The 13,031-nt window shown below is 63.0% G+C and carries 9 protein-coding genes; all 9 read right to left on the bottom strand.

Annotation, left to right across the window (positions count from 1 at the left end):
- Positions 1-16 precede the first annotated feature (16 nt).
- Complete coding sequence (locus tag FJ957_RS06235; RefSeq protein WP_140829730.1) at positions 17-682, bottom strand: O-methyltransferase; 666 nt, start codon at positions 680-682, stop codon at positions 17-19.
- Positions 683-863: 181 nt separating this feature from the next.
- Positions 864-5,060, bottom strand: coding sequence for a DNA-directed RNA polymerase subunit beta' (rpoC, locus tag FJ957_RS06230; RefSeq protein WP_140829726.1), 4,197 nt, complete (start codon positions 5,058-5,060; stop codon positions 864-866).
- A 130-nt stretch (positions 5,061-5,190) separates the two neighbouring features.
- The gene (gene rpoB, locus FJ957_RS06225; protein ID WP_140786226.1) at positions 5,191-9,327 is read right to left on the bottom strand and encodes a DNA-directed RNA polymerase subunit beta; all 4,137 of its coding nucleotides are present in this window, start codon (positions 9,325-9,327) and stop codon (positions 5,191-5,193) included.
- A 268-nt stretch (positions 9,328-9,595) separates the two neighbouring features.
- Complete coding sequence (rplL, locus tag FJ957_RS06220) at positions 9,596-9,976, bottom strand: 50S ribosomal protein L7/L12 (RefSeq protein ID WP_059189560.1); 381 nt, start codon at positions 9,974-9,976, stop codon at positions 9,596-9,598.
- A 54-nt stretch (positions 9,977-10,030) separates the two neighbouring features.
- Positions 10,031-10,549 carry a 50S ribosomal protein L10 gene (rplJ, locus tag FJ957_RS06215; protein ID WP_140545996.1) on the bottom strand — a complete coding sequence of 173 codons (519 nt, stop codon included), beginning with the start codon at positions 10,547-10,549 and terminating at the stop codon, positions 10,031-10,033.
- 366 nt (positions 10,550-10,915) lie between these two features.
- A complete protein-coding gene (rplA, locus tag FJ957_RS06210) occupies positions 10,916-11,614 on the bottom strand; it encodes a 50S ribosomal protein L1 (RefSeq protein ID WP_140637120.1) in 699 nt (232 codons plus the stop codon).
- Between the two features lie 4 nt (positions 11,615-11,618).
- A complete protein-coding gene (gene rplK, locus FJ957_RS06205) occupies positions 11,619-12,047 on the bottom strand; it encodes a 50S ribosomal protein L11 (protein WP_095765524.1) in 429 nt (142 codons plus the stop codon).
- Positions 12,048-12,254: 207 nt separating this feature from the next.
- The gene (nusG, locus tag FJ957_RS06200; protein WP_140545994.1) at positions 12,255-12,782 is read right to left on the bottom strand and encodes a transcription termination/antitermination protein NusG; all 528 of its coding nucleotides are present in this window, start codon (positions 12,780-12,782) and stop codon (positions 12,255-12,257) included.
- Positions 12,783-12,809: 27 nt separating this feature from the next.
- On the bottom strand, positions 12,810-13,013 hold the full coding sequence (gene secE, locus FJ957_RS06195; RefSeq protein ID WP_027170383.1) for a preprotein translocase subunit SecE: 204 nt from the start codon (positions 13,011-13,013) through the stop codon (positions 12,810-12,812).
- Positions 13,014-13,031 lie beyond the last annotated feature (18 nt).

Genomic DNA, 13,031 nt, shown 5'->3' with positions numbered 1-13,031 from the left:
GAGGCCAACGGCATCCTCACTCGACGATCGCAATGGCGAAGCCGTCATAGCCCTTGGCGCCTACGGTCTGGATGGCGGTGCCGTCCAGCCGCTTCTCGCCGCCGATGAACGAAAACGCGGCGCGAGCGCCTTCGACATTGGCGTCGCCGCTGTTCTTTTTCACGACCGCGCCGTCGCGGATGACGTTGTCGCAGACGATGACGGTGCCTGGGCGCGACAGCTTCATGGCCCGGGTCAGATAGTTCGGGTTGTTCGGTTTGTCGGCATCGATGAAGATGAGATCGAACGGTCCGGCACCTTCGTCCGCCAGCTTGCCAAGCGACTGCAGCGCAGGCCCCACGCGCAGGTCGACCCTGTCGGAAACCCCTGCCCGCTCGAAATTCGAGCACGCGACCTTGGCGTGGTGCGGATCGAGTTCCAGCGTCACGACCTTGCCGTCCGCCGGCAATCCTCTCGCCATCCAGATGGTCGAGTAGCCGCCAAGCGTGCCGACCTCCAGCACCTTCTTCGCGCCGCGGATGCGCACCAGCAGCGACAGCAGCTTGCCCTGCGCGGCCGACACGTCGATCGCGGGCAGGCCCTGATCGCGGTTGGCCTTAAGCACCGCATCCAGGACGGGATCCGCTTCGAAAAGAGAGGAAACGATGTAGTCGTCGACAGCCGTCCAAGTCTTGCTGCTCATGGTTCTTCCTCGTTCGTGAAGCCAGATCAGGATGACGGCTAATAGAACCGTCATACTGATCTGGTCTCTTTATTCGATCATGATCTCTTCCGAAAACCGGTGTCCGCTTTTCGGGATCAGATCTTGAAATGCAAGAAGGGGCCACGTGGGCCCCTTCTCATCGTTTCTCATGTCAAGCCGCTCACTGCGCGGCGTTGACCATGTCGGTCAGCATCGGGTCGGCGACCTCGACACCGGAGGCCTTGCGGCGCTCGTCGATGATGAGTTCGTCGCGCGAGGTGGCGATGCGCCGGATTTGGCTCATCGTACCGCCCGTGCCGGCCGGGATCAGACGGCCGACGATGACGTTTTCCTTCAGGCCCTGCAACATGTCGGTCTTGCCGGCAACCGCGGCCTCGGTGAGCACCCTGGTCGTCTCCTGGAAGGAAGCGGCCGAGATGAAGGACGGCGTCTGCAGCGAGGCCTTGGTGATGCCGAGCAGCACCGGCTGACCTTCGGCCGGCTTCTTGCCGTCCTCGATCAGGCGCTCGTTGACCTCTTCCAGTTCGATCACGTCGACGTGGTCGCCCGGGATGTAGGTCGAGTCGCCCTGCGTGGTGATCTCGACCTTCTGCAGCATCTGGCGAACGATCACCTCGATGTGCTTGTCGTTGATCGACACGCCCTGCAGACGGTAGACCTCCTGGATCTCGTTGACGAGGTAGGAGGCAAGCGCCTCCACGCCCTTGATCGCCAGGATGTCGTGCGGCGCCGGGTTGCCGTCGAGGATGTAGTCGCCCTTCTCGATGACGTCGCCGTCCTGGAGATGGAACGGCTTGCCCTTCGGGATCAGGTACTCCACCGGCTCGAGCGTCGAGTCATGCGGCTCGATGATGATGCGGCGCTTGTTCTTGTAGTCGCGGCCGAAGCGGATCGTGCCATCGATCTCGGCGATGATGGCGTGATCCTTCGGACGGCGAGCCTCGAACAATTCCGCAACACGCGGCAGGCCGCCGGTGATGTCCTTGGTCTTGGCGCTTTCCATCGGGATACGCGCAAGCACGTCGCCCGGACGGACATGCGCGCCCGGCTCGACCGAGAGGATGGCCTCGACCGAGAGCAGGAAGCGTGCATCGCCGCCCTTCGACAGCTTGCCGACCTTGCCCTTGGCGTCCTGGATGACGATCGCGGGCTTCAGGTCGCTGCCGCGCGGCGTCGAACGCCAGTCGATGACCTCACGCTTGGTGATGCCGGTCGACTCGTCGGCCGTTTCCTGCACGGAGATGCCGTCGACCAGATCCTCGAACGCCACCCTGCCCTCGATTTCGGTGAGGATCGGGCGGGTATAGGGATCCCACTCGGCGATACGCTGGCCGCGCTTCACCTTGTCGCCATCGTCCACGAAGATACGCGAACCATAGGCGACGCGGTGCGTGGCGCGCTCCTTGCCGGTCTCATCGAGGATGAGCACCGCCATGTTGCGGCCCATGACCATCTGCTGGCCTTCCGAGTTGCGCACCACGTTGCGGTTGCGGATCTGCACCTTGCCCTCATAGGAGGCTTCAAGGAACGAGCTATCCACCACCTGCGCCGTACCGCCCATGTGGAAGGTACGCATGGTGAGCTGGGTGCCCGGCTCGCCGATCGACTGCGCCGCGATGACGCCGACGGCCTCGCCCTGGTTGACAGGGGTACCGCGGGCCAGGTCGCGACCGTAGCAGACAGCGCACACGCCGGTCCTGACCTCGCAGGTCAGCGCCGAACGGATGCGGATCGACTGCACGCCGGCCTTTTCGATCTGCTCGACATCGCGCTCATCCATCAGCGTTCCGGCCTTGACCAGCAATTCGCCGGAGACCGGATGGTTGATGTCGTCGAGCGCGGTGCGGCCCAGCACGCGCTGGCCGACCGAAGCGACGACCTGACCGGCATCGACGATCGGCTGCATGGTGAGGCCCTTGTCGGTGCCGCAATCCACGGAGTTGACGATGCAGTCCTGCGCCACGTCGACGAGACGGCGGGTGAGGTAACCCGAATTCGCCGTCTTCAAGGCGGTGTCGGCCAGACCCTTGCGAGCGCCGTGGGTCGAGTTGAAATACTCGAGCACGGTAAGGCCCTCCTTGAAGTTCGAGATGATCGGCGTCTCGATGATTTCACCCGAGGGCTTGGCCATCAGGCCACGCATGCCGGCGAGCTGACGCATCTGGGTGGGCGAACCGCGCGCACCCGAATGCGACATCATGTAGATCGAGTTCATCGGCTTCTGACGGCCGTTGTCCTCGAACTCCACCGCCTTGATGCGGGCCATCATCTCGTCGGCGACCTTTTCCGAGCACTTGGCCCAGGCGTCGACGACCTTGTTGTACTTCTCGCCCTGAGTGATCAGGCCGTCATTGTACTGCTGCTCATATTCCTTGGCCAAAGCCTCGGTCTCGGAGACCAGCTTGATCTTGGAATCCGGGATCAGCATGTCGTCCTTGCCGAACGAGATGCCGGCGCGGCAGGCATGCGCGAAGCCGAGCGCCATGATGCGATCGCAGAAAATGACCGTCTCCTTCTGACCGCAGTGGCGGTAGACGGTGTCGATCATCTTGGAGATGTTCTTCTTGGTCATCTCCTGGTTGGCGGTCTCATACGGCACGTTGACGTTCTTCGGCAGCAGTTCGCCGATGATCATGCGGCCAGGCGTGGTGTCGTAGATCTTCGACACCATCTTGCCTTCGGCGTCGACGGTGCGGAAGCGGCCCTTGATCTTGGCGTGCAGCGTCACGGCCTTGGTCTCCAGCGCATGCTGGAGCTCGCCCATGTCGGCAAACACCATGCCTTCGCCCGGCTCGTTCTGGTTGACGATCGAGAGATAGTAGAGACCGAGAACCATGTCCTGCGACGGCACGATGATCGGCGCGCCGGAGGCCGGGTGCAGGATGTTGTTGGTCGACATCATCAGCACGCGGGCTTCCAACTGCGCTTCCAAGGACAGCGGCACGTGGACCGCCATCTGGTCGCCGTCGAAGTCGGCGTTGAAGGCGGTGCAGACCAGCGGATGCAGCTGGATCGCCTTGCCTTCGATCAGGATCGGCTCGAACGCCTGGATGCCGAGGCGGTGCAGCGTCGGCGCGCGGTTCAGGAGCACCGGATGCTCGCGGATGACCTCGTCGAGGATATCCCAGACCTCCGGACGCTCCTTCTCGACCAGCTTCTTCGCCTGCTTGACGGTCGAGGAGAAACCCTTGGCGTCGAGGCGGGCGTAGATGAAGGGCTTGAAGAGCTCGAGCGCCATCTTCTTCGGCAGGCCGCACTGATGCAGCTTCAGCTCCGGACCGGTCACGATGACCGAGCGGCCGGAATAGTCGACGCGCTTGCCGAGCAGGTTCTGGCGGAACCGGCCCTGCTTGCCCTTGAGCATATCGGACAGCGACTTCAGCGGACGCTTGTTGGCGCCGGTGATGACCCGGCCGCGACGGCCGTTGTCGAACAACGCGTCGACGGCTTCCTGCAGCATGCGCTTTTCATTGCGCACGATGATGCCGGGCGCGCGCAACTCGATCAGCCGCTTCAGGCGATTGTTGCGGTTGATGACGCGGCGATAGAGATCGTTGAGGTCGGACGTGGCGAAGCGACCGCCGTCCAGCGGGACGAGCGGACGCAGGTCCGGCGGGATCACCGGAACCACCTTCATGATCATCCATTCCGGTCGGTTGCCGGATTCCATGAAGTTTTCCACGACCTTGAGCCGCTTCAGGTACTTCTTCTGCTTGAGCTCGGAGGTGGTCGACGCCAGCTCCGAGCGCAGGTCGCCGGCGATCTTCTCCAGGTCCATGCCGGCCAGAAGGTCATGGATGGCCTCGGCGCCGATCATGGCGGTGAAAGAGTCCTCGCCATACTCGTCGACGGCAAGCATGTACTCTTCCTCGCTGAGGAGCTGGTTCTCCTTCAGCGCGGTGAGGCCGGGCTCGGTGACGATGTAGTTCTCGAAGTAGAGCACGCGCTCGATATCCTTGAGCGTCATGTCGAGCAGCGTGCCGATGCGCGAGGGCAGCGACTTCAGGAACCAGATATGGGCGACGGGCGCGGCGAGCTCGATATGGCCCATGCGCTCGCGGCGAACGCGCGACAGCGTGACTTCGACGCCGCACTTTTCGCAGATGACACCCTTGTACTTCATGCGCTTGTACTTGCCGCACAGGCACTCATAGTCCTTGATCGGGCCAAAAATGCGCGCGCAGAACAGGCCGTCACGCTCCGGCTTGAAGGTGCGGTAGTTGATGGTCTCCGGCTTCTTGATCTCGCCGAACGACCAGGACAGAATCTTCTCTGGGCTGGCAAGCGAGATCCGGATGGAATCGAACACCTGCGCAGGCGCCTGCGGGTTGAAGAGATTCATGACCTCTTGGTTCATGCCGTTCTCCTTTTCGGGGTCCTCGATAACCCCTTGCATCGATCGCGGACCAAATGTCCGCAGACTGGCCGGTTGCCCGACCGGAAAATTTGAACGGCGCGCCGCATCCTAGAGCGGCGCGCCGTAGGCTTTACTCGGCTGCGTCGGGCAGACGCGTCGGGGTCTCTTCGACCTGGGTGTTCTCCAGCTCCACATTGAGGCCCAGCGAGCGCATTTCCTTGACGAGAACGTTGAAGCTCTCCGGAATGCCCGCCTCGAACGTATCGTCGCCGCGCACGATCGCCTCGTAGACCTTGGTGCGGCCGGCGACGTCGTCCGACTTCACCGTCAGCATTTCCTGCAGCGTGTAGGCGGCGCCGTAGGCTTCGAGCGCCCAGACCTCCATTTCGCCGAATCGCTGGCCGCCGAACTGCGCCTTGCCGCCCAGCGGCTGCTGGGTGACGAGCGAGTACGGACCGATCGAACGCGCGTGGATCTTGTCGTCCACCAGGTGATGCAGCTTGAGCATATAGATATAGCCCATCGTCACCTTGCGATCGAACGGCTCGCCGGTGCGGCCGTCATAGAGCTGCGACTGACCGCTGGTGTGCAGGCCCGCCTGCTCCAGCATGGTGTTGATGTCGGCCTCATGCGCACCGTCGAACACCGGGGTCGCGATGGAGACGCCGCGGCGCATCTGCTCGCTCAGGCGAACGATGCTCTCGTCGTCATACTCGCGGATCGGCTCGTTGCGGTCGTTGGCCGGCATGAAGCTTTCCAGCGTCTTGCGCAGCGGCTTGATGTCGCCGCCACCCTTATACGCGTCGATCAGCTCGCCGATCTTCCTGCCCATGCCTGCGCAAGCCCAGCCCAGATGCGTTTCCAGGATCTGGCCGACATTCATCCGGCTCGGCACACCCAGTGGGTTGAGCACGATATCGGCATGCGTGCCGTCCTCGAGGAAAGGCATGTCCTCGACCGGAACGATGCGCGACACGACACCCTTGTTGCCGTGACGGCCGGCCATCTTGTCGCCCGGCTGCATCTTGCGCTTCACCGCCACGAAGACCTTGACCATCTTCATGACGCCCGGAGGCATTTCGTCGCCGCGCTGCACCTTCTCGACCTTGTCCATGAAGCGCTGCTCGAGCGCCTTCTTGGACTCGTCATACTGGCCGCGCAGAGCCTCGAGCTCGCCCTGGAGCTTCTCGTTCTCCACGGCGAACTGCCACCACTGCGAACGCGGATACTCGTCGAGCGTGTCCTTCGACAGCTTCGAGCCCTTCTTGAAGCCCTTCGGTCCGGCGATCGCTTCCTTCCCGACGAGCACGTCGGAAAGGCGCGCATAGACGTTGCGATCGAGGATCGCCTGTTCGTCGTCGCGGTCCTTGGCCAGACGCTCGATCTCCTCGCGCTCGATCGCCATCGCGCGCTCGTCCTTCTCCACGCCGTGGCGGTTGAAGACGCGCACTTCGACGACCGTGCCGAAGGTGCCCGGAGGCATGCGCATGGAGGTGTCGCGAACGTCCGAGGCCTTTTCGCCGAAGATGGCGCGGAGCAACTTTTCTTCCGGCGTCATCGGGCTTTCGCCCTTCGGCGTGATCTTGCCGACCAGGATGTCGCCCGGCTGCACCTCGGCACCGATATAGACGATGCCGGCCTCGTCGAGGTTCTTCAGCGCCTCTTCCGAAACGTTCGGAATGTCGCGCGTGATTTCCTCCGGCCCGAGCTTGGTGTCGCGCGCCATGACCTCGAACTCCTCGATGTGGATCGAGGTGAAGACGTCATCGGCCACGATGCGCTCGGAGAGCAGGATCGAGTCCTCGTAGTTGTAGCCGTTCCACGGCATGAACGCGACCAGCACGTTGCGGCCGAGCGCCAGATCGCCGAGCTCGGTCGAGGGACCGTCGGCAATGATGTCGCCCTTGTTGACGCGGTCGCCCATGCGCACCAGCGGACGCTGGTTGATGCAGGTATTCTGGTTCGAACGCTGGAACTTCATCAGCCGGTAGATGTCGACGCCGGACTTGCCGGGATCGAGGTCTTCCGTGGCGCGGATGACGATACGGGTGGCGTCCACCTGGTCGACCACGCCGCCGCGGCGAGCGCCGATGGCAGCACCCGAGTCACGGGCGACGACCGGCTCCATGCCGGTGCCGACGAACGGAGCCTCGGCGCGCACCAGCGGCACGGCCTGACGCTGCATGTTCGAGCCCATCAGCGCGCGGTTGGCGTCGTCGTTCTCGAGGAACGGGATGAGCGCTGCCGCGACCGACACCATCTGCTTCGGCGAGACGTCCATCAGGTCGACGTTCTCGCGCGGCGCCATCATCACTTCGCCGGCGTTACGGCAAATGACGAACTCGTCGACGAAGCTGCCGTTCTTGTCGAGCTCGGCGTTAGCCTGCGCGACATAGTGCTTGGCCTCTTCCATCGCCGACAGGTAGACAACCTCGTTGGTAAGCTTGCCGCTCACGATCTTGCGGTACGGGCTTTCGATGAAGCCGTACTTGTTGACGCGCGCGAAGGTGGCCAGCGAGTTGATCAGACCGATATTCGGGCCTTCCGGCGTTTCGATCGGGCAGATGCGGCCGTAATGCGTCGGGTGCACGTCGCGCACCTCGAAGCCGGCGCGCTCGCGGGTCAGACCGCCCGGTCCAAGCGCCGACAGGCGGCGCTTGTGGGTGATCTCCGACAGCGGGTTGGTCTGGTCCATGAACTGCGACAGCTGCGAGGAACCGAAGAACTCGCGCACGGCGGCGGCCGCCGGCTTGGCGTTGATCAAGTCCTGCGGCATCACCGTGTCGATCTCGATCGAGGACATGCGCTCCTTGATCGCGCGCTCCATGCGCAGCAGGCCGACGCGGTACTGGTTCTCCATCAACTCGCCGACCGAACGCACGCGGCGGTTGCCGAGATTGTCGATGTCGTCGATCTCGCCCTTGCCGTCGCGGAGTTCGACCAGCGTCTTGACCACGGCCAGGATATCGTCCTTGCGCAGCACGCGCACGGTGTCCTCGGCCTTGAGCTCGAGCCGCATGTTCATCTTGACGCGGCCGACTGCCGACAGGTCGTAGCGCTCGCTGTCGAAGAACAGCGAGTTGAACATGGCTTCGGCGGTCTCGAGCGTCGGCGGCTCGCCCGGGCGCATGACGCGATAGATGTCGAACAGCGCGTCCTGGCGGCTCTCGTTCTTGTCGACGTTGAGCGTGTTGCGGATGTAGGCGCCGACATTGACGTGGTCGATGTCCAGGATCTGGATCTCGTCCTCGCCGGTGCCGAGCAGCACCTTCAGCGTCTTGTCGTCGATCTCGTCACCGGCTTCGAGGAAGATCTCGCCGGTGGCGTAGTTGACGATGTCCTCGGCAAGGTAGTTGCCGAGCAGGTCCTCGTCGGTCGCCTTGATGGCCTTGAGACCCTTCTCGCCGAGCTGGCGAGCCTGGCGGGCGGTGATCTTCTTGCCTTGTTCGACCACGATCTCGCCGGTGTCGGCGTCGACCAGGTCGCCGACGGCCTTGAGGCCGCGGAAACGCTCGACGTTGAACGGAATGCGCCAGTGGTCGCCGGCGCGCTTGTAGGTGATCTTGTTGTAGAAGGTCGACAGGATCTCCTCGCCGTCCATGCCGAGCGCCATCAAGAGCGACGTCACCGGAATCTTGCGGCGGCGGTCGATGCGGGCGTGCACGACGTCCTTGCTATCGAACTCGATGTCGAGCCACGAACCGCGATAGGGAATGACGCGCGCGGCAAACAGAAGCTTGCCCGACGAGTGCGACTTGCCCTTGTCGTGGTCGAAGAAGACGCCCGGCGAACGGTGCATCTGCGAGACGATGACGCGTTCGGTGCCGTTGACGATGAAGGTGCCGTTCGACGTCATGAGCGGCATGTCGCCCATGTAGACGTCCTGCTCCTTGATGTCCTTGATCGACTTGGCGCCGGTATCCTCGTCGATATCGAACACGATGAGGCGCAGCGTCACCTTCAGCGGGGCAGCGTAGGTCAGATCGCGCTGACGGCACTCGTCAACGTCGAATTTCGGTGCCTCGAACTCGTACTTCACGAACTCCAGCATCGAGGAGCCGGAAAAGTCGGAGATCGGGAAGACCGACTTGAAAACGGCCTGCAGCCCTTCGTCCGGACGGCCGCCCTTGGGCTCATCCACCATCAGGAACTGGTCATAGGATGCCTTCTGAACCTCGATGAGGTTCGGCATCTCCGCAACTTCCGGGATCTTTCCGAAGAACTTGCGTACGCGTCTGCGGCCATTGAAAGTCTGGGTCTGGGCCATCGTCGCTCCTTAGCTATAAACTCGGGACGAACCTCGCCTCGGCTCGCCTTGCACCAACGGGCGGCCTCGGCGGCTGCCCCTATCTGTTTTTCCGGCCGCCCTGCCAATGGTTTGGCGGCTACCGGCTAAAACGGGAGAAAACCCGTTTCCGGAAGGCCGCTTTTCGGCCCTCAGGAAAGAGGTTTTCAAACGCCTCGCGCAACAGAACCCTCCCTTCGTCAAGGGAGGGGGCGGACGGCGCGAGACCGTCCGCCCTCGCCTAACAGGCTTACTTCAGCTCGACCTTGGCGCCAGCTGCTTCCAGCTGAGCCTTGAACTTGTCGGCGTCGGCCTTGGAAACACCTTCCTTGACCGGCTTCGGAGCCGCTTCGACCAGGTCCTTGGCTTCCTTGAGGCCAAGGCCCGTGATGGCGCGGACTTCCTTGATGACGTTGATCTTCTGGGCGCCGGCATCGGCGAGAACGACGTCGAATTCCGTCTTCTCTTCAGCCGGAGCAGCGGCGGCGGCACCAGCGCCGCCAGCAGCGGCAACCGCCACCGGAGCGGCGGCCGAAACGCCCCACTTCTCTTCCAGGAGCTTCGACAGCTCAGCCGCCTCGAGGACGGTCAGCTTCGAAAGGTCGTCTACGATCTTTGCGAGATCAGCCATTTTTGTATTCCTTCACTAGGTTCGAACGTGTGTTGTTGACAGCGAGGAACGGCCTCATGCCGCCTCGTCCTTCCGGGCGTAAGCGCCGATGACACGCGCGACCGAAGCCGCGGGCGCATTGACGATCTGGGCGATCCGGGTAGCCGGCGTGGCGATCATGCCAACCAGCCTGGCGCGCAGCTCGTCGAGCGACGGTAGTGTGGCAAGTGCCTTCACACCGTCGGCGTCGAGCGAGGTCGTACCCATCGCGCCACCGAGAATGATCAACTTGTCATTCCCCTTGGCGAAATCGGACGCGACCTTCGGCGCCGCAATCGGATCCTCCGAATAAGCGACCAGCGTCTGTCCCTTGAACAGATCGATGATCGATGCGGAGTCCGTGCCCTGAAGAGCGATCTTGGCGAGACGGTTCTTCGCGACTTTGACGGTGCCACCGGCGGCGCGCATCTTCGACCGAAGGTCGTTCATTTGCGCGACGGTGATACCGGCGTAGTGGGCCACGACGACTGAACCAGCGCTTGAAAACGCATCATTCAGGCCCGTGACGAGTTCGCGTTTTTCCGCTCTGTCCACTGCCTATCTCCAGTTGACCCCTGCCCCATTAACGAGGTCAGGCGTCGGGTTGCCTTTTGCCGGCCGGGCCATCCAGTACGGATCTCCCGAACGACGCTCGAGGATCCTGCCCCCTTTCGCCACACCAGCCGGCACGCCGGATAGTGCGCAGACAAAAGGCAAACACGGTTCGAACCTTTCATTGGAGCTTGGCTCCTTTGTCGGGTCTTCACCCGTCTCATGCAGGCCCAAGTGAATTAAGGCTTTTGGGCCGCCTGCAATCTCGGACAGGATATCCGGAAACCTTTCGGCTTCCGGGGTACCGGGCCGCCGACGGATCGGCGGTCCGGGATTCTTTCGCGATCGGCCTAGCCGATCAGATGACACTTACGACGCGGCGAGCGTCGCGATGTCGAGCTTGAGGCCGGGGCCCATCGTCGAGGTGACCGACACCTTCTTGACGTAGTTGCCCTTGGCGCCCGCGGGCTTGGCCTTGGTCACCGCATCGGCGAAGGCGCGGACATTTTCTTCCAGCGCCTTGACGTCGAACGAGACCTTGCCGACGCCGGCCTGGACGATGCCGGCCTTCTCGACGCGGAACTCGACGGCGCCGCCCTTCGAAGCCTTGACGGCCGCGGCCACATCTGTGGTCACCGTGCCGACCTTCGGGTTCGGCATCATGCCGCGCGGGCCGAGAACTTTGCCCAGACGACCGACCAGCGGCATCATATCCGGCGTGGCGATGCAGCGATCGAAATCGATCGTGCCCTTCTGGACGATGTCGACAAGGTCCTCGGCGCCAACGATATCGGCGCCGGCGGCCTTGGCTTCCTCGGCCTTGTCGCCACGGGCAAACACGGCGACGCGCACCGAGCGGCCGGTGCCGTTCGGCAGGTTGACCACGCCGCGGACCATCTGGTCGGCATGGCGCGGATCGACGCCGAGGTTCATCGATATCTCGACGGTCTCGTCGAACTTCACCTTGGACCGGTCCTTGAGCAGCTGCAGCGCCTCGGAGAGGGCGTAAGCCTTGTTCGGATCGATGCCTTCACGGCTCTTGGCAATACGCTTTGCAATCTTTGCCATGATCTTAGCCCACCACTTCCAGGCCCATCGAGCGGGCGGAACCCTCGACCATGCGCATGGCCGCCTCGACGTCGTTTGCGTTCAGGTCCTTCATCTTCTGCTCGGCGATCGCGCGCACCTTGTCGCGGCTGATCGTGCCGGCCTTGACCTTGCCCGGCTCCTTGGAGCCCGACTTCAGGTTGGCTGCCTTCTTCAGGAAGTAGCTCACCGGCGGCGTCTTCATGACGAAGGTGAACGACTTGTCCTGGTAGTAGGTGATGACGACCGGGATCGGCGATCCCTTCTCGAGCTCCTGGGTCTGCGCGTTGAACGCCTTGCAGAATTCCATGATGTTGATGCCGCGCTGACCAAGCGCCGGGCCGATCGGGGGCGACGGCGTGGCCGAGCCCGCGGCAACCTGGAGCTTGAGCTGGCCTGCAACTTTCTTAGCCATCTCTATTCCTGCCTTTTCTCATGCCGGCCCCATTCTCGGGCAACGCCGGCGGTTGCAGTCTGGTGGTGCGGTTCCGGCGGCCGGCTATGCCGCCTTCGCCTCCCACCCGTTCATGCGGCGTCTGCCGCCGCTCCCGACGCCTCGCGGCGCGGATCCCGACGCCTCGCGGCGCGGGTGTACCAACGCCTTCCGGCGCGGGTCTACGGATCAGCCCTTTTCGACCTGTCCGAATTCCAGATCGACGGGCACGGCGCGCCCGAAGATCGAAACTTCCACCTTGAGGCGGGCACGCTCCTCGTCCACTTCCTGGACGACGCCGTTGAACGACGCGAAAGGACCGTCCGAAACGCGGATCGCCTCGCCGATCTCGAAGGTGACCGAAGGCTTCGGCCGCTCGACGCCTTCCTGGACCTGGTTCAGGATGCGCTGCGCCTCGGTCTCGGTGATCGGCACGGGCTTGGAGTCGCCCAGGAAGCCGGTGACCTTCGGCGTGTTCTTGACCAGCGAGAACACGGCATCGGTCAGATTGGCCTTCAACAGCACATAGCCCGGGAAGAACTTGCGCTCGGCATCGACCTTGCGGCCACGGCGGATCTCGACGACCTTCTCGGTCGGCACGACGATCTGCTCGATGTCACCGGACAGGCCCTTCTGCTTGGCCTTGTTCTCGATATCCTCGGCGACCTTCTTCTCGAAGTTCGAATAGGCGTGGACGATATACCACCGCGCAGTCATTTCACGACCTCTCCGTAAACCGCCGAATTAATGTCCGAGACCCAGGATCCACTCGATCGCGTAGCCCATCAGAATATCGGCAGCGAAGAAGAACAGCATCGCGATCACCGCGAACACCAGGACCATCACGGTCGAGATCATGGTTTCGCGCCGCGAGGGCCATGTCACCTTGGCCGTCTCCGCGCGAACCTGCTGGAGAAAGGTGAAGGGATTAGTGGTTTTCGAAGCCATCTGCCGCCTGTTTTCAAG

This window comes from Mesorhizobium sp. B2-4-6 (assembly GCF_006442775.1).
GTDB lineage: Bacteria > Pseudomonadota > Alphaproteobacteria > Rhizobiales > Rhizobiaceae > Mesorhizobium.
This window is presented reverse-complemented; position numbering and strand designations above follow the sequence as displayed.